Origin of the sequence: Nostoc sp. PCC 7107 (assembly GCF_000316625.1) — a bacterium.
Lineage (GTDB): Bacteria > Cyanobacteriota > Cyanobacteriia > Cyanobacteriales > Nostocaceae > Nostoc_B.
This window is the reverse complement of record NC_019676.1, coordinates 6,183,033-6,208,756: the sequence shown is the minus strand read 5'-3', so window position 1 is coordinate 6,208,756 and position 25,724 is coordinate 6,183,033. Positions and strand designations below refer to the sequence as shown.

The 25,724-nt window shown below is 41.2% G+C and carries 24 protein-coding genes; 7 read left to right on the top strand and 17 right to left on the bottom strand.

Going from position 1 to position 25,724, the window contains the following annotated elements:
- Positions 1–214: 214 nt before the first annotated feature.
- From mutS to NOS7107_RS26610, 3 genes are all read right to left on the bottom strand, one after another.
- Positions 215–2,782: a DNA mismatch repair protein MutS gene (gene mutS, locus NOS7107_RS26620; RefSeq protein ID WP_015116015.1), complete on the bottom strand. Its 2,568-nt coding sequence runs from the start codon at positions 2,780–2,782 to the stop codon at positions 215–217.
- A gap of 95 nt (positions 2,783–2,877) precedes the next feature.
- A complete protein-coding gene (locus NOS7107_RS26615) occupies positions 2,878–3,396 on the bottom strand; it encodes a hypothetical protein (RefSeq protein WP_015116014.1) in 519 nt (172 codons plus the stop codon).
- An 8-nt stretch (positions 3,397–3,404) separates the two neighbouring features.
- On the bottom strand, positions 3,405–4,682 hold the full coding sequence (locus NOS7107_RS26610; RefSeq protein WP_015116013.1) for an AAA family ATPase: 1,278 nt from the start codon (positions 4,680–4,682) through the stop codon (positions 3,405–3,407).
- 578 nt (positions 4,683–5,260) lie between these two features.
- Here NOS7107_RS26610 and NOS7107_RS26605 point away from each other — a divergent pair.
- The gene (locus NOS7107_RS26605; protein WP_253274493.1) at positions 5,261–5,659 is read left to right on the top strand and encodes a cobalamin biosynthesis protein; all 399 of its coding nucleotides are present in this window, start codon (positions 5,261–5,263) and stop codon (positions 5,657–5,659) included.
- 16 nt (positions 5,660–5,675) lie between these two features.
- Here NOS7107_RS26605 and NOS7107_RS26600 read toward each other — a convergent pair whose 3' ends face one another.
- The 5 genes from NOS7107_RS26600 to NOS7107_RS26580 form a co-directional block, all read right to left on the bottom strand.
- Entirely contained in the window at positions 5,676–6,029 is a 354-nt protein-coding gene (locus NOS7107_RS26600) for a phage holin family protein (protein WP_015116011.1), read from the bottom strand.
- Between the two features lie 88 nt (positions 6,030–6,117).
- The gene (locus NOS7107_RS26595) at positions 6,118–6,966 is read right to left on the bottom strand and encodes a peptidoglycan-binding protein (protein WP_015116010.1); all 849 of its coding nucleotides are present in this window, start codon (positions 6,964–6,966) and stop codon (positions 6,118–6,120) included.
- 272 nt (positions 6,967–7,238) lie between these two features.
- Positions 7,239–7,733: an ester cyclase gene (locus tag NOS7107_RS26590; RefSeq protein ID WP_015116009.1), complete on the bottom strand. Its 495-nt coding sequence runs from the start codon at positions 7,731–7,733 to the stop codon at positions 7,239–7,241.
- 214 nt (positions 7,734–7,947) lie between these two features.
- On the bottom strand, positions 7,948–8,697 hold the full coding sequence (rsmG, locus tag NOS7107_RS26585) for a 16S rRNA (guanine(527)-N(7))-methyltransferase RsmG (RefSeq protein ID WP_015116008.1): 750 nt from the start codon (positions 8,695–8,697) through the stop codon (positions 7,948–7,950).
- 68 nt (positions 8,698–8,765) lie between these two features.
- Complete coding sequence (locus tag NOS7107_RS26580; RefSeq protein WP_015116007.1) at positions 8,766–9,440, bottom strand: ABC transporter ATP-binding protein; 675 nt, start codon at positions 9,438–9,440, stop codon at positions 8,766–8,768.
- 314 nt (positions 9,441–9,754) lie between these two features.
- Here NOS7107_RS26580 and NOS7107_RS26575 point away from each other — a divergent pair, with 314 nt between their 5' ends.
- The 3 genes from NOS7107_RS26575 to NOS7107_RS26565 all read left to right on the top strand — a co-directional run bounded on the left by NOS7107_RS26575 (position 9,755) and on the right by NOS7107_RS26565 (position 11,706).
- Positions 9,755–10,690 carry a Sll0314/Alr1548 family TPR repeat-containing protein gene (locus tag NOS7107_RS26575; RefSeq protein ID WP_015116006.1) on the top strand — a complete coding sequence of 312 codons (936 nt, stop codon included), beginning with the start codon at positions 9,755–9,757 and terminating at the stop codon, positions 10,688–10,690.
- Between the two features lie 123 nt (positions 10,691–10,813).
- Complete coding sequence (locus NOS7107_RS26570) at positions 10,814–11,266, top strand: DUF3531 family protein (protein WP_015116005.1); 453 nt, start codon at positions 10,814–10,816, stop codon at positions 11,264–11,266.
- Between the two features lie 8 nt (positions 11,267–11,274).
- The gene (locus NOS7107_RS26565; RefSeq protein WP_015116004.1) at positions 11,275–11,706 is read left to right on the top strand and encodes an NUDIX hydrolase; all 432 of its coding nucleotides are present in this window, start codon (positions 11,275–11,277) and stop codon (positions 11,704–11,706) included.
- 143 nt (positions 11,707–11,849) lie between these two features.
- On the opposite strand, the gene NOS7107_RS26560 is transcribed toward NOS7107_RS26565, so the two are convergent.
- The 5 genes from NOS7107_RS26560 to NOS7107_RS26540 form a co-directional block, all read right to left on the bottom strand.
- Positions 11,850–12,488, bottom strand: coding sequence for a histidine phosphatase family protein (locus NOS7107_RS26560; RefSeq protein WP_015116003.1), 639 nt, complete (start codon positions 12,486–12,488; stop codon positions 11,850–11,852).
- A 236-nt stretch (positions 12,489–12,724) separates the two neighbouring features.
- A complete protein-coding gene (locus NOS7107_RS26555; RefSeq protein ID WP_015116001.1) occupies positions 12,725–13,057 on the bottom strand; it encodes a hypothetical protein in 333 nt (110 codons plus the stop codon).
- Entirely contained in the window at positions 13,057–13,443 is a 387-nt protein-coding gene (locus tag NOS7107_RS26550; protein ID WP_015116000.1) for a hypothetical protein, read from the bottom strand. The genes NOS7107_RS26555 and NOS7107_RS26550 overlap by 1 nt, the downstream gene beginning before the upstream one ends.
- Before the next feature lie 197 nt (positions 13,444–13,640).
- Positions 13,641–14,114, bottom strand: coding sequence for a response regulator (locus NOS7107_RS26545; protein ID WP_015115999.1), 474 nt, complete (start codon positions 14,112–14,114; stop codon positions 13,641–13,643).
- Entirely contained in the window at positions 14,111–16,357 is a 2,247-nt protein-coding gene (locus tag NOS7107_RS26540) for an ATP-binding protein (protein ID WP_015115998.1), read from the bottom strand. Before NOS7107_RS26540 ends, NOS7107_RS26545 begins: the two co-directional genes overlap by 4 nt.
- A gap of 206 nt (positions 16,358–16,563) precedes the next feature.
- Here NOS7107_RS26540 and NOS7107_RS26535 point away from each other — a divergent pair, with 206 nt between their 5' ends.
- Positions 16,564–17,985 (top strand): DUF3370 domain-containing protein, encoded by a 1,422-nt coding sequence (locus NOS7107_RS26535; RefSeq protein ID WP_015115997.1) that lies wholly within the window; start codon positions 16,564–16,566, stop codon positions 17,983–17,985.
- Positions 17,986–18,083: 98 nt separating this feature from the next.
- Here the strand turns inward: NOS7107_RS26535 and NOS7107_RS26530 are convergent, their stop codons facing one another.
- Positions 18,084–18,389, bottom strand: a complete 306-nt coding sequence (locus NOS7107_RS26530) for a DUF4090 family protein (RefSeq protein ID WP_015115996.1) — start codon at positions 18,387–18,389, stop codon at positions 18,084–18,086.
- A gap of 2 nt (positions 18,390–18,391) precedes the next feature.
- Complete coding sequence (locus tag NOS7107_RS29105; RefSeq protein WP_172641472.1) at positions 18,392–18,583, bottom strand: hypothetical protein; 192 nt, start codon at positions 18,581–18,583, stop codon at positions 18,392–18,394.
- On the opposite strand from NOS7107_RS29105, the gene NOS7107_RS26525 reads away from it, so the two are divergent.
- The gene (locus NOS7107_RS26525) at positions 18,569–18,940 is read left to right on the top strand and encodes a hypothetical protein (protein WP_015115995.1); all 372 of its coding nucleotides are present in this window, start codon (positions 18,569–18,571) and stop codon (positions 18,938–18,940) included. The genes NOS7107_RS29105 and NOS7107_RS26525 overlap by 15 nt on opposite strands.
- A gap of 90 nt (positions 18,941–19,030) precedes the next feature.
- Here NOS7107_RS26525 and ppc read toward each other — a convergent pair whose 3' ends face one another.
- Together ppc and NOS7107_RS26515 are read right to left on the bottom strand one after the other, a co-directional pair.
- Positions 19,031–22,081: a phosphoenolpyruvate carboxylase gene (ppc, locus tag NOS7107_RS26520; protein ID WP_015115994.1), complete on the bottom strand. Its 3,051-nt coding sequence runs from the start codon at positions 22,079–22,081 to the stop codon at positions 19,031–19,033.
- Between the two features lie 100 nt (positions 22,082–22,181).
- Positions 22,182–22,421, bottom strand: coding sequence for a hypothetical protein (locus NOS7107_RS26515; RefSeq protein ID WP_015115993.1), 240 nt, complete (start codon positions 22,419–22,421; stop codon positions 22,182–22,184).
- Between the two features lie 217 nt (positions 22,422–22,638).
- On the opposite strand from NOS7107_RS26515, the gene NOS7107_RS26505 reads away from it, so the two are divergent.
- Complete coding sequence (locus NOS7107_RS26505) at positions 22,639–25,665, top strand: DUF1574 family protein (RefSeq protein ID WP_015115992.1); 3,027 nt, start codon at positions 22,639–22,641, stop codon at positions 25,663–25,665.
- Positions 25,666–25,724 lie beyond the last annotated feature (59 nt).

The following is a 25,724-nucleotide window of genomic DNA, read 5'->3' as shown; positions in this document are numbered from 1 at the left end:
TGACTTTATCTTGACTTCTCCAGTGAACTGGAGTGTCAAGGGGTATAAGGAAAAATTGGAGTTAGCAGGAAAGCCCTTTCTTTAGTTTATAGGAGAAGGCAGGAGGCAGGAGGCAGGAGGCAGGAGGAAAAGTCTTACTATTCCTGGTATTCAAGCTTTCCAGTTGTCCTAACATATCTGACTACCGCTATATCATTCGGCAATTGACAACAGCTTACGTCAAATTTTTCAAACCGATCGCAATCTTACTGTGTTTCTCAATTTGCCCCATGACTTGTTTTGCCCGTTGAATTACTACTGCTGGTAAACCTGCTAATCTTCCCGCTTCAATACCGTAGGATTTATCAGCACCACCGGGTTGAACTTGGTGTAAAAAGATAATTTGGTCGGGTAATTCTTTCACTGTCACTTGATAATTGGCAACATTAGGTAACATGCTTGCCAATTCGTTTAGTTCGTGGTAATGAGTGGCAAAAATTGTTCGTGAACGAATCTCCATTCCTAAATATTCTGCTACCGCCCAAGCAATGGAAAGACCATCAAATGTTGCTGTTCCGCGCCCAATTTCATCTAATAAGACTAACGACCGAGATGTAGCATGGTTGAGAATATTGGCTGTTTCATTCATTTCCACCATAAAGGTAGATTGACCAGTTGCTAAATCATCCACCGCACCGACACGGGTAAAAATGCGATCGCATATTCCCAACTTTGCCGACTTCACGGGGACAAAACTGCCAATTTGCGCCATTAACTGAATTAACCCTACCTGACGCAAATAACAACTTTTACCACTGGCGTTTGGCCCGGTAAGAATGATTAAGTCGGGGAATGCAGTTGCTTCACCACTTCCTAAATTAGTCGAATTCGGCACAAAGAAACCCGCTGGTAAAGATTGTTCTACCACGGGATGGCGACCATCTACAATTTCTAGTTCTCGCCCTGATATCATTTCGGGACGAAAATAACCTTGTTGTACCGCCAACTCAGCTAAACCACACAACACATCCGCCGCCGCCACAGCGCGAGAAAGTTGACGAATAGCCTCGGCTTGTTCGCCGACTTCTTCGCGCAACGCCACAAAAATTTCATATTCCAACTTATATAAATCATCCCGCGCACTGAGAATCCTTGCTTCTCGTTCCTTCAGTTCTGGAGTGATGTAACGTTCCTCATTCTTGAGGGTTTGCTTGCGGATATAGTTAGCGGGTACTTGATCGGCTTTGGTGCGGGAAATACTAATGTAGTAACCAAAGGTTTCGTTAAATCCCACCTTCAAAGTCGGGATTCCCGTTCTCGTCCTTTCATCAACTTCTAAATTCGCAATCCATTGATGGTCTGCTTCTACAGTCGCCTTTCTTTCATCCAACAGTACATTAATTCCCGGACGAATTAACCCACCTTCTTTTAAATGTATGGGTGGTGCTTCGACGACATGGGCTTGAATTTGTTGCGCTAATTCTTCTAATACAGGCGGGACTTTTTGCAAAGCCTTCAAAAAAGGAGAACCCGCATCAGCGACTACACGGGCTAATTCGGGTAAACGGGAGAGAGAATCAGCTAAAGCAATTAAATCTCGTGCATTGGCTGTACCAGAACTCGCCCGTCCTGTGAGGCGTTCTAAATCGTAGATTTGCCGTAATAAATAGCGCAAATCTTGACGTAGAGGTGTATTTTCTTTTAATTCTTGAATTGTATCTTGCCGCGATCGGATGCCTTTAAGATCAAGTAGCGGTTGTAATAACCAACGCCGTAAAGCCCGACTTCCCATTGCGGTGCTAGTTCTATCTAACGCCCAAAGTAGGGAACCGTGAAAAGTCCCATCGCGGACTGTTTGGGTAATTTCTAAATTCCGCCGGGTTTGATGGTCAATAATTAAATAGTCTGTGAGGGTGTAGGTGCGGAGTCTTTGCAGAGAAACAGTGTTTTCTTTTTGGGTATCTTCCACATATTCTAAAAGACCGCCCGCCGCCCGTACAGCCAGAGGAAGATGGTCACAACCCAAACCTTCGAGCGATCGCACCTTAAATTTCTGCAATAATTTACTTCTGGCTTCCCCTTGAGAAAAAGGTACTTGCGATCGCAAACTATAACAAAATGATGGTGGTAAACATTGGGGAAGATGGGGCGAAGTTTCCCCAGGACGCAGCAACACACCCAAATCAGGCGCATTGGTGGGAACCAGCACCTCGGAAGGTTGGAGGCGCATTAATTCTTGGGTGAGGTGTTCTAAATCGCTACCTTGAGTTGTCAGAAATTCCCCAGTGGAGATATCTGCATAAGCTAAACCCCAATGAGTAGCAGCAATAACAACCGCTGCTAAATAATTATTGCGGCTAGACTTTAACATTCCCTCTTCTAACAAAGTACCAGGGGTGAGGATGCGCGTTACTTCCCGGCGCACCAAACCTACCGCTTCCGAAGCATCTTCTACTTGGTCGCAAATAACAACTGCATAACCTTTTTCCACCAATAAGGTAGTGTAGCGTTCCCAAGCGTGGTGCGGTACACCAGTCATGGCGACTCGTCCTGCTTCCCCGCCGTGCTTGCTAGTGAGAACTAATTCCAGTTCCCGCGAAACAGTCACCGCATCTTGGAAAAAAGTTTCAAAGAAATCCCCTACCCGATACAGCAACAGCGCATGAGGATGCTGATCTTTAACTTCCACATAATGCTGATACATTTTACTCAGCTTACTGCGATCTACCAATCGCGTATCCGCGTGAGGCGCAGGGGGTTGATGAGATTCCGTTGGCTGGTTGTCAGAGTCAGAAGCGGTCATAGATAGATGCAGGAAGTTATGCACACAAAAGCCACAATACTCGATGATAACGTGATGTGAAGACTAGTGGCGATCGCTCCAGAATTTTTTAGGTTTTACCGACGACTACTACGGCGTGTCGGTGGTGATGGTGGAGGTGGTTCCTGGGATTTTAGCTTGTCATCATCAGTCAGAAACTCCACATGATAGCCCTTATGATGATAATGCCAACCCAAGATGACGATACTAGCATCACCCATCGAAGTCTTTTCTACAACTTGATTAGGAAATTGAGCCGCTAGTTTTTTGAGTTCCTCTGCTTCCCAAAGTACAATTTGCTCACTAAAAGCAGCCCAAGGGCTTGTTTCATCAGCTGCATAAGTTATAATTTCTGCAAATTCTTTAGCAGCCATACGCTTACTTTCAGAATTTGTTGTTTTAGCTTGGGCGATGTGATTCCCTGCTTCAATAACAGTAGCTAAAGGTAATACCAAAGTTGTAGATTTTGAGATTTCTAGCTGAATTTTCTGATTTACACACTCAAAATTCCATTCATTATTACCAGCAGTTTCTTTTCCAGGAACTTGTAACCAAACGCATAACAGCGATGTATCTATGAGTAATACCTTTCTCATACTAGCTACTATTCACTATGAGAAAGGCTTCTTTCAATGACACCCTTAGTTGTCATATTACCTAAAGAATATGAAGCAAATAACTTAGAGAAGTTATCAATATCTTCTAATAAGGTAAGCTTGCTTTCTCCAGTTTCAGCATCACGGTGTGCGACAACCACAAAGGGAACGATTTCAGGGCCTAAAGCATCAAGTAAAGCTGGGTTATGAGTAGTAAGTAAAATATCAATATTTCTCTTGCTGCCAATCTCACGCATTGTTTTAACTAATAATTCTGCACGAGAGGGATGCAGACCATTATCTATTTCTTCAATGACAATTTGACTCCCTTCAGGACGAGTGAGTAAAGCCGTAAGAATCGCCAGAAAACGTAAAGTTCCATCTGACATAGTTTTAGCGTCTATTAATGTTGTCTCTCCAGGTCGCCATTCTTCTTCACAGTAAAGCATGGCATCAGTTTTTAGTCTACCGACTGCTTCGGCAAATACTTTTTTGATATCTCCTTCCGGTAAATTTTTGATGTAATCTGATAAATTTGATTCGACTTCGACTTTTTTTTCCCTATCCAATGCTGCTAATACGCCAGCAATATTTGAAGCATCACTTTCTAGATTGTCTGACAAACGTGAATAGTCCCGCATTTTATAAGGAATTGGATTTAAAACTAAAATATTTTCCAGCGTTGAAACAACATTTTTTTTTCCTTCATTACTTAAAACAAAAATTGTATCATACAATTTTTTTATGAAATCATTATCTTCTATTAAGATTACCTCTTTTTTATTGTTAGGAAGGTTAGATACTATCTTTTCACGAAGATTTAGGTCAATTCCTCTATTTTGCAAACCACTTTTTGTAGCAAAACTATTATTTTTTAGCTTTATGGTTATAGTATATTCTTTATTGTTTATTCCCTCTTTTTCAATAAAAATTTGAAATTTAATGTACTCTTTTATAACCCTCACTTCAGGAAGTGTTCTTATCTGAATAGAATATAAATAATCTATTCTTTCATCCTCGCCCTGAATTAATGCTTTTAATGTAAATTCTGTTTCCGGTTTTCGTGCAGCCCATTCCACACCACCACGAATAGACGAAAGTGCTTTATCTCCTGCTAAAGCTGTTTCAATGTTTTCACCTCTAGCTATTCTTTGTAAAAATTCCAAAGCTTCAACTACATTAGACTTACCACTTGCATTCGTCCCAATAAGCACCGTCAACGGATCAAGAGGAAGCTCCGCATAACGGAAACTTTTCCAATTTTCTAAAATGAGTTTCTTAAGCATAGCCAACTCCAAAAACTCTAAAAATTTACTCTGATTCTTCCTTCTAAAAACTCCGCGTAACTTTGCGCCAAACTCCGCGTAACTCTGCGTTAAACTTCTTACCTTACCCTCCAAGCATAGCAATTAAAAAACACAACGCATATTTAAATGTAGCTTGCAGCAGTACAGTGTTGACAAAATTCCCAATTTGCGGTATTTACTTAAATAGTAGAAAAACTGTATCTCAATCAGTAATTAATTACCGAAAAAGCAAAACTCCATCGCAGCTATTTTGCGCCAACTGCGACAGAGAAGAAAGAAACTGAAACACCAAGGTAAAGCACAAGCGAAAATTCATGCTTCAACGCTAACATTGAAGCAAAATATTAGGAAATAACCTATTATTTTTGCCTATTCTCTTCCTTGGTGCTTCCTACTGTGCTAGACATGTTCAATATATAGTGTTTACTTTTTGGGAACAGTATTCTATCGATCAGTTTTCGGGTATTGCCTAACAAAGCTAATATCATCGGTGATTGCTGACTAACTTAAATACAACATCCAACACAAAAGATTCTCACTACTGCCGAAATTTATGGGTGGGGATTGGGTTTCAACGAGGTAGTTCACCACAGTTGCTTGCAATAGCTATTGAAGAAGTATTTCAAAAAAATATCCTCGACGAAAGAGCGATCGCCGGAATTGCTACCATCGATACAAAGGCATCAGATATTGCTTTAGGAGAACTTTGTCAACTCCACAATTGGCTGTTGCAAACATTTTCCGCAGAAAAGTTAGCTACTGTTGCAGTTCCCAACCCATCTGCAATCATCACCAAAACAACGGGAACACCCAGTGTTGCAGAAGCTGCGGCGATTTTGGCAGCAGCTAAAAATACCCAACTGGGTACTAAGTTATTGGTTCCTAAAAATATTTTCCGCTTATCAGCACTACCTGGGGTAGTAACTGTAGCGGTAGCTGAAGAAATGCAGCCGTGATTAATCATCTTTCCGACTATTCAACCGCTCTGAGAAAATAATTAATCACACTCGACACAATTGATAGCACAATAGACCCAAGCAAAGCGGGTAAAAAGCCTCTAATCTCAAAACCAGTACCTGGAGTGATAGCACTGGCTAACCACAGAGATAAAGCATTAATGACAAATGTAAATAAACCAAAAGTCAGTAAGGTAATGGGAAATGCCAAAAGCCGCAAAATTGGCCTGACAAAAGCATTAACTAATCCAATAATAAATACCGCAACCAAAGCAGCAACAAAATTATTGACAATAAAACCATCCACAATTCTAGAGGTAATCAGTAAAGCCACCGCAGTAGCTAACCAAGTTAACAAAAAGTGTTTCATATACAGCAGGTATGACTTCCGTTAAATGAATTTAGTAGAGATGCCATACATCCATCTCTACTCAGAACTTGTATAACTACGTATTAGCCTATCGTTGCCCAGGCGATCGCCGCAAGAGAATGTCCCAAGTAGCACCACCAGCTACACCATCCTCTTCTAAACCATAGCGCCTTTGCAATGCCTTAACTGCTGTTTCGGTCGTGCGGCCAAAATCACCATCTATTCCCCCACTCAAAAAACCAAACCTTTGTAATTGTTTTTGCAACGTCAGTACATCTTCACCACTCATCCCTAAACGCAAAATCGGATATCCTTCGGCTGTGTACTGAATACCAGCAACTTTGCGAAAGGTAATAGTTGATGATGGCCGTGCTGGGGGTTTTCGTTGAGTGGTTGGAGTTTTCCGGTTAACTGGTCTTGGTTCTGGTGCGAGGGTTGGAACTTGGGTGGCGCGAGTTTTGGGATTAGCAGGTCTGGGTTCTGGTTTAGCAACAGTGGTGCTAGATAAAGACGCAGCCGTGTTAGATGTAAGTGCTGGTTCTTTGGGAAACAATTTTTGCCAAGTAGCCGCATCAGCCACACCATCAGGATTTAAACCAACTGCTTGCTTAAAGCGAGACACAGCATTTGCTGTATTTTCGTTATAAACTCCATCCACTGTCCCTGAGTAAAAACCCAAAAGCTTGAGTGCTGCTTGCAACTCCGAGACACGCTCCCCTTGAGAGCCAACTTTCAGCGTTGGACGACTAATTGCAGTACTTGGCGAGGCTTGAGCAATTTTCGGCGGTGCTGCAAATGAGACTAGAGACGAGGAAGCAATCAGTAAAGATGTGGAAGATAACAGCAGCAAGCAATACAACTGATTAGCGATCAAGAAGCGAAACCCTGGCGGTGAGTCTAAGTACTTCAATATACATACTGTTAGGCTGCCTTTCATGGAATTTACTCCCAGAATCTTCTGTTGCTAATATTACAGCCGCTTGAGTCCAGAAAAAAGCTAGTCCAGCATAATATTATGGGGTGTGATTGCGATCGCCCCAAGTCAAGCGATAATTACAATGCACTAAAAGTAAGTAAATTCCGCCATTAATTTGTTACTAAATACTGGTTGTCACCCAAATAAATCAATGCTTTTAAAGTTAATGTGGTGCATCTCTATTGCGAGGTCGGGGCTATCTGAGATGGATATTATATCCCTGAGTTATTAATTTATGTTGGCTTCTTAAACGGCTTGGATAAGAGACTTTTAATAATATGCGGAAAAAGTGTAGGCCCTGGAAAAAAAATAATGCCTAACTGTTGCATTAACCCAAAGGCATCGCCTTGCCCCCAATGTTCTACAATTTTGCCGTTTTCAATGCGATCAATGTGCATGATTGATAACTTAATTTGCTTACCTGTTGGAGGAAGACCTTGGAACTCTCCAAGATGTGTAGCTGTGAATGTTCCGCAAGTAACGACTTTATCTCCTTCAATAAGCACTTGGTCAAATGTATGTTGACCGTTCGTAAAGGCTAAGTAGAAAGCCATACCGAACTTTTTAAAACCTTCAGTGTCAAGAGGAGTAGGTATGCCAGCCATGTGAGCAACAAAATTGGGGGATAGAAGTGCCAACGCCTGACTAATATTCCGATTATCAAATGCTCTATAGAACTGAAGAACGATATCTTTATTTTGTTCAGTTAGACTTATTTCTCTACACATACACCCTTAAAAATAGCTTGTCCCATAATTTATCGTCCCATTGTTGGGTAAATTGCGCCAATTGAAGAGGATTATACGCTCTTAAAATTATTGAACCCCAACTGAACAAAGAAGTTTCGCGTCAATAGCTAGTAAAAAGCTTCATTTATCTGAGTTTCGGTAAATAAAAAAATTTGATTCTTATTCTTTGACTACTAAAGCTTGACTTCCAAAGTCACAATGGTTTTTGATGAGGTAGACCAACCGCGCGGGGAAATTGAGGCGGTGTGCTTGCTATCTTTCGCAAATATAAACAGTGACGAATGCTATTAGTTAGGGGAGTCGTGAATGATTCTATTGCTGCAATTTCACCACCTAGCTGTTTCGCAGCATTTTGCAAAACCGTGGTTTCTGCTTCTGTCCAAGTACCTCTATAAATTACGGCTAAACCGCCTTTTTTAATTAACGGTAAGCTGTACTCTGCACATTCGGAAGCTGTACCGACGGCACGGATAAGGGCAAGATCATAGATTTGGCGGTGCTGGGTTTGTTGACCGATTTCTTCAACTCTGCCAACGAGAGTTTTGCAATTAATGAGTTCTAGTGTAGTTAATACTTTATCGATAAAAGCAACTTTTTTGCGGGTGGAATCTAGCAGAGTAACTGTGCTGTTGGGTGCAATCATTCCTACGGGAACACCGGGAAAACCTGCACCTGTACCAATATCAATTACAGATGCACCTGTTTGGAGAGATGGAATAAATTGGTTGTTCAGTATAATTCCCCGCAAGGAATCCCAGAGATGTTTTTCCCAAAATTCCTGGGGTGCGGTAATGCGAGTTAAGTTTAATTGGCTGTTACCTGCCAAAATTAACTCATAAAGTTGCTGGAATTGTGTCTGTTGCTGTGTAGTTGGTTGCCAATTGAGGGTTTGCTGCCAAATTTCTGCCATTTCTGGCAGCAAGGGAGTTGTGGAATTAGTCATTAGTCATTAGTCAATGGTCAATCGTCAGAAGACTCAAAAATGAAATTTTATACTTCATACTTCTGAAGTCACGCTGCTGGTAGGGGTTCTTTCACTTTACTACTAAGTGTGGCTGGATCAACTGATTGTAGTTCACCGTGATTGAGTGTCCAACAACAGTCGGCGATCGCTAACATATCTCCAGCATCATGTGTTACTACTAACAATGTCCAATCTTGTTTCAGTTTCGCCAATAAATTGACTAGTTGCTGGCGCATTGACCAATCTAAACCGGCCGTAGGTTCATCTAATAACAAGACGTTTGGTTGACGAATCAATTGCACTGCTAAGGCTAAACGCCGTTGCTGTCCGCCACTTAAAGCATAAGGCGCAGCAGACAATGATAAATGCTCTAATCCCACTTCACTCAGGGCTTGCTTCACTCGTTCTGAACCTAACTCAGGATGTCCTAAGCGTAATTCTTCTAAAATTGTCCCGCCGCAAAAGTGCCGTTCGGGAAACTGAAACACAATTCCAGCTAGTTGTTGCAGCTGTTCGGCGATGAGTTCTTGTTCTCGCCAAAACACTCCACCGGAAGTTGGTTCGGCTAGTCCCGACAAAATTTCGAGTAAGGTGCTTTTGCCAGAACCACTGGGGCCGATAATTAAACCTAACTGCTGAGGCGGTAATTCTAGGTTAATTGACTTGAGAATTGCGGTTGGGCAAGCTGTGGGATGATAAATTAAATTTCTGAGATAGAGCATTTGTTAAAATTACCAAAAATTGGCGAATGACTCACTAACTAAGGTTAACTACACCAAGCACAATCGGAAAATTCCTCCCTTCTTTATGCCATGTTACTGGCTTCAAGCATAATCTCACAGCCAAACTATCTCTCCATTTTGGCAGAAGAACCTTGAATTCAGGACGGTAACAATTAGGGGAACTTGTAAAAATTAGCCAAGTCAACCTGTTGAGAATGTGTTGACTGAAAATAGAACTCAATTAAGATGAAAATTTTTTGGCATTGTAGGTAACATATAAACCTATTTCAACCGCAATTATTCTGAGGGTGCTAATGACTCAATTATTTCCCGCTACAAAAATAGTATTTACTAAATTAAGTAGATTTGCTCAGACAAGTTTGACAACTGCGATCGCCTTTAGTCTGTGGGTAACTCCATCTTTAGCTGGCGATCCCTTTGGCCGCAACGAACCACATCAAATTGGCGATCATACAGAAGCAGCTTTTAAAGCTATTTTCCAACAAGGTAATTATCCCGAAGCCGAACGTCACCTCAAGGAAGCCTTAGCCACAGAACCCAATGAACCTTTAGCTTATGCAATGCAAGCATCGTTAGCATATACCAAGGGCGATTTCACAGGTTTAAATAACTATAGCCAGCAAATTCTAGAGACTGGGCAGAAATTAGTTGCCAGTGATCCTTTGCGTGGTAATTTATACACTGCCGTTGGGCATTTTTTTGAAGGTGCGGTAATTGTGACGCGGGAAGGTGGGGCGAAAGGTGCTACCCAAGCTTTAGGTCGGTTACGCCAAGTTTACCAGTATTTAGATAAAGCCGAAGCGATTTCGCCCAAAGACCCAGAACTGAATTTGCTCAAGGGCTACATGGATTTAATGCTATCTGTGAATTTGCCTTTTGCCAATCCTGATGAGGCGATTGGGCGGTTAGAGACAAGTGCAGCACCAAGATATTTGGCTGATCGGGGAATTGCGATTGGCTACCGAGATTTGAAACAATACACTCAAGCCTTAGATTATGCTAATCAGGCGATTCAAGGCGCACCAGATAACCCAGAGTTGTATTATCTCAAAGCCCAAATCCTCAAGGAAAAGGGAAGACGGGAAAAAAGTCAAGAGTTGCTGCGAGATGCGATCGCTAATTTTGACAAAGCTTTGACCAAAAAATCCCAATTACCCGCTAGTTTAGTCAAACAAATTGAGCGAGAACGCAATAGTGCGGTCAATCAACTCAATAATTCTGGTAGATAATCAAAAAAGTCTGAAGTCTGAAGTCGGAAATTTGAGGCTTCAGTTCTCAGCCTTGAGGCTTGATTCTTGATTAGCCATCTCTTTGATATGCTTATTTTGAGTAAAAGTAATTGAGTTATTTGAATGCACATTCAGTTTCGAGAAATTAATCCCTTTGATGTCTGGATTTGGTTGGGTTTTAGTACCGTACCTTCTCAACGAGAAAAAGAGTACATAGAAGAAGTTTTTAATTCCTGGTTTTACTTAGGCAAATTGGGTGCATTTAACGCTGAAAATTTGCAAGTCCAGGACACAGGGCTGGAAATCAGCTATCTGGATTATGACCCACAAGGGTATGATAAAAGCTTGTTGGCTTTGATGCACAACATGGGTGAGATTGAATACGAAGGACAATGGGCGCGTTGTTGGTTTGACTTGGGAACTAGTGATGCGATCGCTTTAGATATTTTAATCAACGCCCTTACCCAGCTTAGTGAAGAATATGTCACTATTGAACAATTGTATATTGGCGGCGAAAATGAAGATTGGCCTGTAGAAGACAGCGAAAGCCGTTCTTACTCCATATACGATAATTAGTAACCAGAATGAGTCAATCAGGAGAAATTCGGGTCATAGCTTTAGGACTAATTCGGGATGGCGAACGCATTTTTGTTTCCGAAGGCTATGACCTAGCAAAGCAGTCTCATTTTTACCGCGCCTTGGGTGGTGGCGTTGATTTTGGTGAAACTAGTCACGCAGCTTTACAGCGAGAATTTCAAGAAGAAATTCAAGCTGAGTTAACTAATATTCGCTACTTGGGTTGTATTGAAAACTTATTTATATATAATAATCGCCAAGGTCATGAAATAATTCAGCTTTATCAATGTGATTTTGTTGATTATAAGTTTTATCAACTAGAAAGTTTAATGTTTTCTGAATCAGGAACCAATCACCATCGGGCGTTATGGGTTGAGATTTCTCGGTTTAAATCTGGTGAACTTCGGTTAGTTCCAGAGGAATTTTTTACTTATTTGTAAAGCCTAGATTTTTGCGAGATTAGCTGCACCATCATCATCTGGCGGTGCGTTAGGCTGAAGCCACAACACACCCTACTTAAGATTTACTTTATAGATTGTCTCTTATTTCTAAGAAAGTACTAAATTAGTATCTTTTAAAATTCTTATGTTCCTGGACGAGAGCGAATATGATCGGGTATATGATGGCGATCACCTAATATTTCTAACAAAGGGCCATTAACATCAAATTTCACCATACTTACTGACGCAACCAAAATATTCACCCGATAGCGATAGCGCCCCAAATCAATTCCTAGTAAACTGCAAAGCATAATCCGAATCGTGGCTTTATGGGAAACTACTAAAATATTACCTTGGGGATGTTTTTCTTGAATTTCCGCAATTACAGGCATAGAACGGTTAGCAATTTCTACCGCAGTTTCTCCGCCTTTTGGCGCATTCCAAGCAGGTTCTGTCAACCATTTGATATAGTTTTGAGCGTAATTCTCTTCGATAAACGATTTACTCTTAGTTTCCCATTGTCCGTAACTACCTTCTCTTAGTCCATCACGCAACTGCATCTCCATACCAATCGCATCACAAAATGGCTTGGCAGTTGCAATTGTGCGCTTCATCGGGCTAACATAAACAGCTTCCCAGTCCAATTTTTGATAAACATCGGCAAAACTCGATGCCATCTGCATTCCTTCTTTTGTCAACTCTGCATCAGTTTCACCGCAGAAATTACCACTTTGACTAAAAGTAGTTTCTCCATGTCGCAGTAAATATAAATTGAGTGTCATAGCTTGTATTGCGATTAGGATAAAGAAGTTTGTTCAAAAATAAAATACCATCAATCTTGTTATCGATTATGTAACACCAGGACAAAGTAGTAAACCAAAAATGTCAATCAAACACAAACTTTTTAAATCTAAAACAAAAGTAGCAGTTTCACAGTCAAAAATCTGTAATAATTCAGGAATCATACAGGCAAACTGCTGTTCAAGCTGAAAAAATGATCACTTGAAGTTTGCTGTATCTACTCATATCTATGTTTTTTAGATTTAATAACTTCAATCACATCATCATGACGTTGCCCTTCGATAATATCATTTAAATGAATTTTCCCATCAATATATTGTAAATGAATGCGCCAGCCAGATAATTTATCAATATCGGCGCGATATATTGCTTGTTTAATGCCTTTAACTTTCCGCAGTCTGGTTTTGGGGAAAGTTCTAGTTCTATGGCATTCATTATCTTCTAATTCTGCTAAAGCTGCTAAAAAATCAATTTTTAATTCATCAGGTAAAATCTTCATAGCTTCATAAATTACACCATGTTCATCTAGAAGTGGTTTAATCTGTGGCATCAGCTAGACTGAACCTCAATCTCTTGACTTTTCATACTAAAATCTTGGTAGAGATACTCTGCTACTGAATTATATGCTTGTGAAGCATTTTCAGTACTAACAACTCTAAATAAAGTGATCACAGTAGCATCAAAAATCGGATCATCATCAATTGTGAGGATAATTCTTAAATCTTTATCAATTATCAACGCATAAAGAGAAGAATCATACTCAGTATTAAATTTAATATTTTTTAATTTAAATGCCTGATTTTCTAGTAACTTTCTATTTTTAGAAATTAAATCTACATATCGATTCAATTTTTTAATAATTTTGAATTTTTCCCTATTGTTAAATTTTTCTAAATCTTGTTCAAATTCTTTAGTTGATTCAATAAGTATTTCCATTTAAGCAATTCTTGAATCAGAATACGAAACTAGATTTAATATAGCTGAGAATTATCAATAGTTGAAGTATTCTTCATAGCGGTTATAAACTAGTTCAGGCTCAATATTTTTGGTTAACTTGCTCAGAGAGTGAGATAGACTAAAAATAATGTGCAGGTTGACAAAAAATCAGTATCAGCACTTTTACAGAACCAGGATTAGTACTCCAGATGTTCAGGAAGCTTAGTCACCTCAAACCAGTAGCGGATCAGTGTTTGTATATCTCGTTTTAATTGCTCAAAATTTATCGGCTTAACGATGTAGCTGTTAACTCCGTATCGGTAACAATCTTCGATATCTTTGGGGTTATTGGATGTAGTGAACACGACAACTGGAACAGTTTTGAGATGATCATCTTGTTTGATCTGGCGCAATACCTCTCTACCATCGGTTCCAGGTAGGTTTAAATCCAGGACAATCAACCCCGGCATTAAGGAAATTTCGCGATCGCTATAGTTACCAGTACGGTAAAGAAATGCTAAGGCTTGCTCACCATTGACACATCGCTGAATGGAAATTGCAATGGGCGATCGCTGTAACAATCTGTGTAGTGCCTCAAAGTCTTCATTACTGTCTTCCACAATTAACAGCAGGGGTATTTTGGGGATAGGCGAAGTTGAAATGAAATTCAAGCGATTGCCTCCGGCGCTAATGTGAAGTAAAATGTACTACCTTGAGTAGGTGTAGATTCTACCCAAATTCTCCCTCCGTGCCGTTCCACAATTTTGCGGGCAATAGTTAACCCGGCACCAGTTCCCCCGCCAAACTCATCCCGTCCATGCAAGCGGCGGAAGATTTGAAAGATTTTGTCGAGATGCTTTTCCAGGATACCAATGCCGTTATCACGGACGTAAAAAATTGGTAGTGCTGTTAACAGCGGAGTGTTGGGCGACTCCTGCTGAATGTAGCCAATTTCGACCCACTTTTGGGCTTTATCGTTATACTTAATGGCGTTGCTGATGAGGTTAGTGAAAAGTTCATTCACCTGGGCGCGATCGCACTCCATATTGGGCAGAGTTTGCGGAATCCGAAATTCAATTTCACTTTGCGGTCGTGTAATGCTGAAGGTGTTGATTACCTGCTGTAATAAATCATGCAAGTTCACTGTTTGCCGCATGATTTCGGCGCGTCCCAGTCGAGAGAAATACAGCAGTGAATTGATCAGGTCTTCCATCCGTTGCGTCAACCGCACCAGGGTTTGCAGTTTGGCTATTCCATCCTCATTCAATATTTCTGCATAATCTTCCATCAAAAAGTTAGCGTAGTTGTGAATGCCGCGCAGTGGTTCCTTCAAATCGTGGGAAGCAATATAAGCAAAGGAATCAAGTTCTTCATTGCTGCGTTGTAATTCAAAATTCATTGCAGCCAATTCGTCAGCTTGGCGTAACACAATACCGACAATTAAAATCCGCAATTCGTTGACTGCTGCAATTTCGCAGGGTTTCCAAGGTAAAGCACAACCCCGCACTGTTTCTTGCCACAACGCGAAAGATTTGCGCGGCGACATCCGTAAACTGCCATTTGACAAAACTTCTACAGGCTTGTGAGGGTTGCCCCCCCAATTCACAGTTTGAATAACTTCTGGACGAAACCAGATAATGTAATTGTGATGTACTTTAGAAATTTCTAGGGCTAATACTCCACTGGCGATCGCTTGAAACGACTCAGCCGCAGGATAATTTTTGGAGAGCGATCGCGTTTCAAACAAACCTTGATGCAGTTGTGGTTTAATCCAGTTGAGTAAAGCATGAACTTCTGCCTCTGAGGGTGTTTCCCCTACTTGAATGCACTGGTTACTGCTGTAAATAACCACTCCAGTAGCTTTTACTAGATTGAGTAATTGCGATTGCAACTGCACCATTCCATCAAGAAAATACTTAGTTTGAGATAAAGCCTCGACAAATTGAGTTTGTAATGACTTCAACTGCATTTTGTAGTCAGTGTCTTCACTAGCTTCTTTATTTGCCAGTTCTACAGACATCACCTGTCCAATAAATTCACAATTGGTACGGATGTTGTAAGGAATATATTTAGGTGACGAATGATGACAGGCAATTAATCCCCACATCTGTTGATTTTGCAGCAGAGAAATGGACATGGAAGCCGTCACGCCCATATTTTGCATATATTCCAAGTGAATTGGCGAGACACTCCGTAACACCGACAAACTCAAATTGAGGGGTTGATTTGGAGGGATTAAAGCGACAGGCTGATAGTTGACATCTGGAATCAGCCGCAGCCAATTGAGGGTGTAGAGATGCCGGGCTTGCTTGGGAATATCAGAAGGCGGGTAGTGTAAATCCAGATAAGGTATTTCCTGGTCAGTATCTTCAGCAATGACGCAGCCTGCACCTTCAGGATCAAATCGATAGACCATGACACGCTCAAAACCAGTAATGTGCCGAACTTCTTTCACCACAATCTGGCACATCTCCAGCAACGTGGGTGCTTTTTGAATCCGGGTAATAGTTCCCTTCACCTGGTGATAAAAGTCAACAAAATCGGTTTTTTGTTTTGCCTTTTTTGGTTCTAGTTCCAAAATAATGACTGAATCTAAACGATGGACAATTCCATCAAAATACATAGATTTATTTAAATACTTGAGTGACAAGTTGAGGGGATTAATACTCTCGAAATCTTCTGTCAGGCATTGCTGAATTTTCTGAATTTGTTTGGCATCTAGTAAGTCTGACAAATGTTTGCCTAGTAGTTCCTCTGGTTGATAACCAATGATTTTTTGAGTATTACTACTTACTTGAATGATTTCGAGATGAGAATCTTGCAAAACAAGCAAGACCCCGTGAGGCTGAATTAATCCAGGAATATGAATCGGCTCGCGATCGCAATTTGTCAAATCAATCGTCTTATCAGCCATACCCTACTTGTCCAACTTCTTTTTTGCTTACCAAGCTGCTAAAAGCCGCTTATCTCAGTAATCTCCCTTATTGTATCTTGCTTCGATGTAACCTAAATTTTCTGTGATATAGATAATTTTTGTTCTAGTTTTTTTAATTCGTTGAACTCATGTTGTAGTTATTCAAGTTGATTTTTGACACTCTAGTTTTCTTGAGCTAATTCTTTATGACTAATAAACTAGCATCGCCTCTATTGATTCTCTTATTGGGAATTGCTATTACTCAAACGGTCGGCTGCAAAAGCTTTCAGAATGGTTCAGCAGTTGTCGCCCAAACTTCGCCTAAACCAGCACCTCAAGACATTGTACAACCAGGAGAAGTCCGCGCCTTACCGGGTAAGTTAGATGCAATTCCTGTTTTTAACAGCAACAGCCCAGAATGGATTAAAAATGAGGGAATTTTACTTTCTACCTTTCCTAGTAATGGTAAAAAAGTTCCCGCCACCCACCTCAATTTTCCGTTTCAAGGACGCTTTGATTTATTCGCTCATCATTACACCCATACTCCCAAAGATTTACAAACGCTGTATATCGGTGTAATTCTGCATAACCCTAGTAAAAAGCCTGTGACAGTAAATGTGTTGCAGGCGGCGAGTTATTTGATGCAAGATGCACCCTTTGTCACCTTAGCGCCTTATCTAGAAAATAATGATGGTAAGGTTTATTCTGGGCCTGGGGCGAGGGCTGTTAGTGATGTTTTGCGCGGTGTTCGTCAAACTGATTTCCCGGCTAAGTTAGTCATTCCTCCAGGGGGTAGCCGGATGTTGCTGAATCATCCGATTCCAGTACGCAACTTAGCCAAGCCGGTAAATGGTCGCTCTAGTTTTATGCGTCTGCGGAGTAGTAACAAAGTGTACGCAGCGAGTTTAGCAATGTTTGCGAAAAAAAATCCTGATGGTTCCGACCGTGCGCCTACTCTTAAAGAATGGCAAGCTTTATTAAATAATGGTGGTTTTGCTGGCCCTAGAGATAAAACTCCAACTCCGCCCGATGCTAAAGGTGGTTCATTAATTTATGGACGTGTGGCTGGTGTTTCTCAAGGTTCCCAATGGCAAGCTAATTTGGTAGATAATCCCAAAGCCCAGTATTTAACTATTCCTGAACGTGGTAAAGGGATTTCCTATCCTTTAGTTACTCTGCGTGGTGGTCGATTAGGTACTGAACAAATCCAAACGGCGCAAATGTTGGTGCGTTATCCTGATACCGCCTACGAAGCTCACGGTAATTATGGTGTGGAATATAATCTGAGTTTGCCTTTAAAGAATAATACAAACCAACCGCAAAAAGTTACAGTCACACTGGAAACACCTTTAAAAGAAGACAAGCTTTCTCAAGGAGGCGTTCGTTTCCGCAAACCATCTCTCGATTTTCCCTTTTTCCGTGGTACTGTACGGCTACGTTATTTTGATGACCAAGGACAACAAAAAACGCGGTATGTGCATTTATGGCACAGAACTGGTCAGGTTTTGGAACCATTGGTGCAGTTTGTTCTCCCACCTGCAAGCCAACGGAATGTACAGGTAGATGTGATTTATCCGCCAGATTCGACACCACCGCAGGTTTTAACTGTGAGAACTTTATCACAGTGAACAGTTATCAGTTATCAGTAAATTAATGATGTATTTATCCTGGGGTCAGAGTTCCCCACTGATGCACTTTGATAACTGTTTACTGTTGACTGATTTAATTATTTACCACCGTAGAAAAAAGCAATTTCTTTTTCTTTGAGAGGTGCAAATCCCGCTTCTGTAAGCTTTTGATCGAGTTCTGGTTGGGGAATATGTTTTGCACCGATTCTGACAATGCGCGATCGCATGGTATTTGACACGCCACTACGCTGTCTATTAGCTTCTAGCCCCATGACTTGGTGATAAAGGTCTAGTTTGGCGGTGGGAATGGGTGTTCCATCAAAATCTATCCCTTTGGCGATCGCTACGTCAATTGCATCTGCACCTGTGGTTGGGGAATTTACTTGATTAGTTTCGGCAGTCATGGTTATTTGCTCTTTCTTTGTTCTGGGTAGATTTTACCAGTGTTGCGATCGCGATTTGAACGCAGAGGGGCGCGGAGTGCAGGAGGATGAGGAATGACTCGTGGAGTGTGGATCAAAACTTGGCATTTTGGGAAATTTTGGATTAACCTCGAACCATTGGTATAGCAATAGGTGAGGCTATGTCTGAGGCTCACATTTCTCAAAACAACGATCGCACTCTGGAAAAAGCACTAACCAATAGAATTATTGATGATTATTTCGATAATTCTGAAAGTTGGCTGAGAGCAATTTTACGTATGTGTATATTCTCGTTAGCTCACTTGAATAGAAAACCAGTGTTTATCGTGGAATGTCCGAATCAAGCTGTAGCTAAACGTTTAAGTCGCAAAACTTATCCTTTCCGAGGGTTAGTATATTATTTAACAGATAATTTGTATAGCGGCGATCGCACTTTGTTTTGTTATCAGGAAAGCAAGGACGGTTCTTGGCATTGTTTTGATACTAGTACCAATTCGTGGAAGAATTTACATAATTTGCGATCGCGCAGCTGAAGTCTGAAGTCTTCTACCTTGTCCCCCTTGTCATTGGTCACCAGAACCATAAGGAAGAATGACCATTGACAAAGGACTCGATGAAGCAGTTCAACCTGTATTTCGCATCCCTGCAGCAATACCATTAATGGTTAACAGTGCGCCTCGGAGTAGTTCGCCTTTGCTGTAACGGGAGTGAATGACACCAGAGGTAGCTGTAGTATTCTTGGCTTGGCGCAGGCGCTTGAGTAGGGAAACCTGGATGAAACCTAGAGGGACAATTGTCCCATTACGTAATTGTACTGAACGCTGCAACACTGGATCACCATCCAAAAGTCGATTGTGTCCCGTAATTTTCAGGACAAAATCTCTGGTTAAATAGTACTCGCTGGCGATTTGCTCGAACACTTTATCAAACCGTTCTTTGTCTTCTGGATTGGATAATTCCTGGACGTAGTGTCGCGCCATTTGCATATCGACTTTTGCCAAGGTCATTTCGGCTTTGGAAATCACCATTTTGAAGAACGGCCACTTCATATAAAAGTAGCGTAGTAATTTGAGGTGTTCTTCTGGTTCTTCATTTAAGAATTCTTGCAACGCTGTCCCCATACCATACCAGGAAGGTAGCAAAACTCTCGTTTGTGTCCAGCTAAATACCCAAGGAATCGCCCGGAGACTGCTTAAATCTTTTTTACCAGAAGGTCGGCGTGCTGGACGGGAACTGATTTGCAGTTGGCTAATTTCTTCAATGGGGGTGACTTGGTTGAAAAAGTCGATGAAATCTGGTTGTTCGTAGATTAAAGCACGATAGTGTTGCCGCGATCGCGCTGCTAGTTCTTCCATAATTTCGTTCCAAGGTTCGATATCATCAAACCCTGTCCGCAGCAAACTTGCTTGGATGACGGCGGTGGTGACGGTTTCTAAGTTGTATAAAGCTAAATCCACCAAGGAATATTTCGAGGCTAATACTTCTCCTTGTTCGGTAATTTTAATTCGCCCGTTAATACTGTGTCCTGGTTGGGCTAAAATCGCCTCATAAGCAGGGCCGCCACCCCGCCCCACAGAACCGCCGCGACCGTGAAAAATTCGCAAGTTCACGCCGTAGTCTTCGGCAATTTTCTGTAATGATTTTTGGGCTTTATGAATTTCCCAGTTGCTACTTAAGAAGCCGGAGTCTTTGTTGCTGTCGGAATACCCCAGCATGACTTCTTGCAAGTCGGGGGTGAGAACTGAGTGCGGACTTGATTCAGGTGTCGCCAGTCTTTGCTGAATATTTTCGTAGCCACCAGCTAATAAAGCCCGATATAAGGGAAGTTCAAACAGCTGGCGCATGATGCTGCGGGAACGCTGCAAGTCTTCTACGGTTTCAAATAAGGGTACAACTTGAACTGTGCCGACGGCAATGGCTGGGTCAAATAATCTGGCTTCTTTGGCTAAGAGTAAAACTTCTAGTACGTCGCTGACTTGACGGCACATACTAATAATATAAGTTTGGCAGATGTTGACACCAAATTCTTGTTGCAGCGATCGCAAAATTCTAAAGGTTTCAATGACATCGTTGGTTTTCTCAGAAAATGGCAGTTCCGCTGGAATTAATGGCCTGCGGGTTTGCAATTCTGCGGTTAACCAAGCAACTCGCTGTTCTTCTGTTAGATCATCATAAGCTTGGGGTAATACTTGCAGATATTCTAAAATCTCATTCAGCGCATCGGAATGGCGTGTTGATTCTTGACGAATATCTAATTGTGTCAGGTTAAAGTCAAAGATTTCGACTTGACAAATCAGATTTTCCAGTTCTCGACAACTCAGTCCAGTTTCGCTCAAATTATGCTGAATTAACCGCAATTCTGCCAAAAAGTCGGCTCCCGAACGATACATAGGTGCATCTTCGTTGGTGGGAGTTTCCCGTTTATATAATGCTAAATTGCGATCGCGGGTATTTTCCAACCTTCTAAGTACATAAGCCAGTTTCAAGCGATAAGGTTCTTGGCGATAACGCAACGCTAGGGCATCATATATATCACTTAAATGTGACTGATCTAATTCCAGAGATTCTAATAAATCTGGTAAAACATCACTCCAGTGCATGGATATACTTAACAATTCAATCAGCTTTTTCACTGACTGAATATAACGCTCCAGTACCATTTTGCGCTGATAACAAGCTGTCTTCCAGGTGATTTCTGGTGTGACTGATGGGTTTCCATCTCTATCGGAACCTACCCAAGAACCAAACGCACAAAAGTTTTTCCGCGGTGGTTCCAACCAATCAAAAGTTTTACTCAAAGCATATTTGAACCGCTTATGCAGTTGAGGAATGCCATCAAATAATACTTCTTGGAAGTAGTGCAGGGCATAATCTACTTCATCTAAGACTGTAGGTTTGAACTGATGGAGTTCATCGGTACGCCACCATAGGCGAATTTCTTCCAGCAGTTTTTCCCGTAACTCCCCTGATTCCCAAGGATAAGCACCAACACGATTTTCTACTGCATCTATCTGTTGCAGGAGATTGACTACTTGTCGCTGTTTATCGCGGATGGTGTGACGGACGATTTCTGTGGGGTGGGCTGTGAACACCAAACGCACATCCAGTTGCGAAATTAGGCGTTGAATTTGTTGGGGTGGGACATTCAAATCGTATAGATGGGGAAACAGAGTAGCAAAAGTACCTTTCTGTTTGTTGTGCATTTTGTTAACCCAATTTTTGGCTAACAAGTCTGAACCTATACCTGTGTTAACAAACGCATCATCTTCTTTGTCGTTGGAAGAGTAGCTACTATCAGAGACAGTTTCTGCATTCTTGGATTCTATTTCGATTTCTGAATAGCGGGTTAATTGCTGCTTTTGTTCGTATTCCTGCTCTATGATGTTAATTAGCTGGAAATACAGCGCAAAAGCCCGCGCTGCCCGAATCGCTTCATTAATATTTAGTTGTTCAATCAATTTAACAGCGGAGGCGGCTTGGTCATTTGTGGCTTGTCCTTCTGGCGAACACAAATCTCGCAACTGCCGTAATAAGTCTACCATTTTCTGTCCGCATTCTTGCCGCAGGACGTTCTCCCATAATTCTTCAACTATTTGGAGGCGACGACGTAAAAATAGTTCTGATGCAGGGTAATAATTCGCAGCGTGTGACACAGAGTATAAAAGCGAACTCATATTTGCTTCTCTTGTAAAGCCAATTACTGTTTACATTTTTGAACTTTGTGATTTACGCTCATTGTTTTCTATGAGCGATTTATTTTTTTAAGTATAAGTTTTAGCTTTTATTGGTTAATTCATCGTGATTGGGAAAGGGAAGAATCGGCAAGCGATCGCCGCGAAACAATTCTTCACTAGCTTGGCCTAGAGATTCTAGGGCTTTGAGGGTGAACTTTTCGGTGGTCAGCAGCAGTAGTATAGACGCTGTACCTATTTCCAGGATAAAAGATTGGGGAATGCTAAACAAAACCAGATTTAGTCCGGGGTTGGGTGAAGATTGGGAGGTGATAGGAGGCATTGCTAATTTTTGGTTGTTGGCAAACGAGGAAAATGAAACGCGAAACTCAAAATCTGTATGACTTGCAACGATATAAGACTATCTTGGCCTATTTTGCAAGCACAGAAGGTAACAAAAGTGTTAAAAAAAAACAGCAAAATGTGATAAACGTTATGGTTCTAGTTTACAAGCGCAGGCAATACCCCCGAATACTCGCTTCCTGTAAAGTTAACTGCCCATGAAAAAAGTATTACCAGATAGCCAGCAAACTTTAGTGCAATGGGTAAGCCAAGCAACAGGGATTAACACTTTAGGGGTGAAAATCCGGTTGCGGGGAAATGACCTACACATTCTTTGTGAAGCAATCGAGTGTCCTCAACGCTGGCGCACTCTTTCTGATTTACTCCACGCACTTCAGCAAACTAATTTAGATGTCTTAACGAATAACGAACAACCCTCAATATACCAAGTATTGGTTTATGGGCGAAAAAAGGGCGAAAATCGTCCCCAATGGTGCCATAGGGTGCATCTAAATCAATTAGATAAGCATTTAGAACAGGTAGAGCAAGCATTAAAAGACGCGGAATCATCAAAGCCAGGCGGGGCAATGATTATCTCCAATGAGAGTTTAGCCCGTCGCGGCGACCCGAATGCGATCGCTCATTATCTGAGTGAAACTCTGAGTTCTTTGGGTGTGGGAGTTCAAGTCAAAATTAAGCCGCACCAACCTAAAGACAAAAATCAAGCACAAACAAATCGTTTATGGGTTTTTTGTCAATCTGCCTATAGTCCAGATTCTTCATTATTGGCAGAAACAATAGCCCAAAAACTCAGATTTTTAAAACTGACTGGCTACCAAGATGCAGTCATTACTTCTCAAGTTAGTGGGGAAACAAGTAATGATTGGGTATTGCGGGTAGATTTGACTCCTCCAGAGGTGATGCTCAAAGAATGGGCGCGTTGGGGAGATATACAAGCGATCGCGCGGTTATTAACCGAAGTATTATTAGAGTTTAAAGTCACTGTCCAAGCATCACTTAAAGAATCAACTCTGCATCTTTTTTGCTCCCCAGCTTTTGATCCTTTAGAAGATGCACCCGCACCCGATAAAACGAAATGTCTGGATATTATCGTATCGCACTTAGATGCGATCGCCCCCCAAGGGATTCTTGGCGCTACCATCTACGGTCAAAGAACAGCCCAAAAGCAACCCGCTTGGATTGATTGGATTTCCTTACCTGCGGCGCAACACCCAGCCTTGGCTACCTCCGCTTTAGAGTTAGCAATTAATGGAGATGAACCAGCTACTCATTTTTTACTAGAACGCTTACTAAATACTGATTTAGAATGGCGCTTGAAAACAGGCGGTATTCGCGTAATTTTACTCCACAAAGGTGACTTACTTCACATTATGTGCGATGCGCCTATATGTCCCAACCGTAAACAAGTAGCTAATAAAATTACCCAGTTTGTCCGCCAGTTAAAATTACCGGGAATCACCGGAGTAAGAGTTTACGGTCGTCGTGCGGGGAATAAAGAACCAGTTTGGCATCATGGCGTGGATTTTGTGCAGCGCCAACGTTTAGTTCCCGAAGCTACCCCAGAGTTTGCTGCGGCTTCCGAATATGTGGGTGAACTGATAGTTAAAGATAGTCAAGAGCCCATTTTCCGCCCTGATTTAACCTCAGAAGAAGTTCAAAATTTTGTCACAGAAGTAGCGCGAGATTGGATTGTAACTACCACCACAACAGTTAAAAATTTACTGTTAGGCACACAAATATTTACAGAAGTTGGACAGTCAGCCGTCGCCGATCCTGATTTGCAAGGTGGACTCAAAGTTGCTTTAGTTTGGGGAACATTGGGATTGTTACTCACTCTCCAAACCGATTGGATTAGTGGTCAACTTATCACGCGAACATTACCCCGTAAGCCATCGGTAAATAATGTTGCTGCATCTGCTAAACAAAAGCCACCAGTACCAGCCAAAGCAAAACAGCAAGAAAAATTAGAATTATTGACTAACGCATCTGGGCAAAAATTATCAGGTGCAAAAAATTCAGCCTTCAATGCCTCTGGGTTTACAGTCAATGAGGATGATCCTGAGTCTACAACTTTAATTGCCGCACCATTAAAAGAAAAAGCTACAGCATCAGCAATTTTATTAGCAGCGCGATCGCAAATGCCCAGTTTTAATGCACGGCAATTAGATGAGCAACTAGCTTTGTATCGGCAACAATTAAATATTAAAGGAAATCCGCCCGATATATTAATTATTGGTTCTTCGCGGGCTTTGCGAGGTGTTGATCCGGCTGCATTAGCCAAAGGGTTAGGAAAACAGGGATATCCCAATCTTGATGTATTCAACTTTGGTGTAAATGGTGCGACAGCCCAAGTGGTCGATTTTATTATTCGTCAAGTACTTGAGCCAGCAGAACTACCAAAAGTAATTCTTTGGGCCGATGGTTCTCGCGCTTTTAATAGTGGTCGAGACGATATCACATTTAATGCGATCGCAGCTTCTCCAGGCTATCAAAAAATCTTAGAAAAAGCCCAAAATACGGCTGTTAATCAAGAAGCTGCTAAAAATTCAACAACATCTCTAGACAAACCAAAAACTGGGAAAAAGCCGGATGAAATTAATAATTATCAAGCTATCAATAATGGTTTAAATCAGATTTTAGCTGCTTTTTCTAGTAGTTATCAAAATCGCAAACAGCTTAAATCCTTACTGCATCAGCAACTTGATAATTTGCCATTAATTAGCGATCGCAATTCCCCAGAGACACCATCCACTGAATCTATTTCTGAAAGTTCCGAAGATGAAGCTTCTCTGCAAGCAGTTGATTTTGATGGTTTCTTACCTTTGTCGGTGCGCTTTAATCCGGCTCGATACTATCAAAAACATCCCAGAGTTACAGGCAATTATGATAATGACTATAAATCATTTCATATAGAAGGTAATCAAGATACAGCCTTCCAAGAAGTTTTGAAATTTACTCAATCTCAGCAAATTCCTCTGGTATTTATTAATATGCCTCTCACTGCCGAGTATTTAGATCCAGTTCGGAAAAAATATGAGCAAGAATTTCAACAATACATGATTCGTCTGGCGACAAATCCTAATTTTATTTACCGAGATTTTAGCCAACTTTGGCCAAGAAATAATGACTATTTTTCTGACCCCAGCCATCTTAACCGCTTTGGTGCTTACGAAGTCTCCAAAAAACTAGCAATAGACCCTGTAATTCCTTGGATAACAAAGTAGAGAGGGGAGACAAGGATAAAAAAACAAATGACAAATGACTATTGATTAATAACTAAAAT

Coding starts and splice junctions, on each gene's coding strand:
- mutS (WP_015116015.1), bottom strand. CDS start 2,782: ATGACCGCTTCTGACTCTGACAACCAGCCAACGGAATCTCATCAACCC.
- rsmG (WP_015116008.1), bottom strand. CDS start 8,697: ATGACTAATTCCACAACTCCCTTGCTGCCAGAAATGGCAGAAATTTGG.
- NOS7107_RS26565 (WP_015116004.1), top strand. CDS start 11,275: ATGAGTCAATCAGGAGAAATTCGGGTCATAGCTTTAGGACTAATTCGG.
- NOS7107_RS26615 (WP_015116014.1), bottom strand. CDS start 3,396: ATGAGAAAGGTATTACTCATAGATACATCGCTGTTATGCGTTTGGTTA.
- NOS7107_RS26505 (WP_015115992.1), top strand. CDS start 22,639: ATGAAAAAAGTATTACCAGATAGCCAGCAAACTTTAGTGCAATGGGTA.
- NOS7107_RS26535 (WP_015115997.1), top strand. CDS start 16,564: ATGACTAATAAACTAGCATCGCCTCTATTGATTCTCTTATTGGGAATT.
- NOS7107_RS26515 (WP_015115993.1), bottom strand. CDS start 22,421: ATGCCTCCTATCACCTCCCAATCTTCACCCAACCCCGGACTAAATCTG.
- NOS7107_RS26525 (WP_015115995.1), top strand. CDS start 18,569: ATGTCTGAGGCTCACATTTCTCAAAACAACGATCGCACTCTGGAAAAA.
- NOS7107_RS26600 (WP_015116011.1), bottom strand. CDS start 6,029: ATGAAACACTTTTTGTTAACTTGGTTAGCTACTGCGGTGGCTTTACTG.
- NOS7107_RS26560 (WP_015116003.1), bottom strand. CDS start 12,488: ATGACACTCAATTTATATTTACTGCGACATGGAGAAACTACTTTTAGT.
- NOS7107_RS26550 (WP_015116000.1), bottom strand. CDS start 13,443: ATGGAAATACTTATTGAATCAACTAAAGAATTTGAACAAGATTTAGAA.
- NOS7107_RS26530 (WP_015115996.1), bottom strand. CDS start 18,389: ATGACTGCCGAAACTAATCAAGTAAATTCCCCAACCACAGGTGCAGAT.
- NOS7107_RS26595 (WP_015116010.1), bottom strand. CDS start 6,966: ATGAAAGGCAGCCTAACAGTATGTATATTGAAGTACTTAGACTCACCG.
- NOS7107_RS26570 (WP_015116005.1), top strand. CDS start 10,814: ATGCACATTCAGTTTCGAGAAATTAATCCCTTTGATGTCTGGATTTGG.
- ppc (WP_015115994.1), bottom strand. CDS start 22,081: ATGAGTTCGCTTTTATACTCTGTGTCACACGCTGCGAATTATTACCCT.
- NOS7107_RS26580 (WP_015116007.1), bottom strand. CDS start 9,440: ATGCTCTATCTCAGAAATTTAATTTATCATCCCACAGCTTGCCCAACC.
- NOS7107_RS26610 (WP_015116013.1), bottom strand. CDS start 4,682: ATGCTTAAGAAACTCATTTTAGAAAATTGGAAAAGTTTCCGTTATGCG.
- NOS7107_RS26590 (WP_015116009.1), bottom strand. CDS start 7,733: ATGTGTAGAGAAATAAGTCTAACTGAACAAAATAAAGATATCGTTCTT.
- NOS7107_RS26575 (WP_015116006.1), top strand. CDS start 9,755: ATGACTCAATTATTTCCCGCTACAAAAATAGTATTTACTAAATTAAGT.
- NOS7107_RS26555 (WP_015116001.1), bottom strand. CDS start 13,057: ATGCCACAGATTAAACCACTTCTAGATGAACATGGTGTAATTTATGAA.
- NOS7107_RS26540 (WP_015115998.1), bottom strand. CDS start 16,357: ATGGCTGATAAGACGATTGATTTGACAAATTGCGATCGCGAGCCGATT.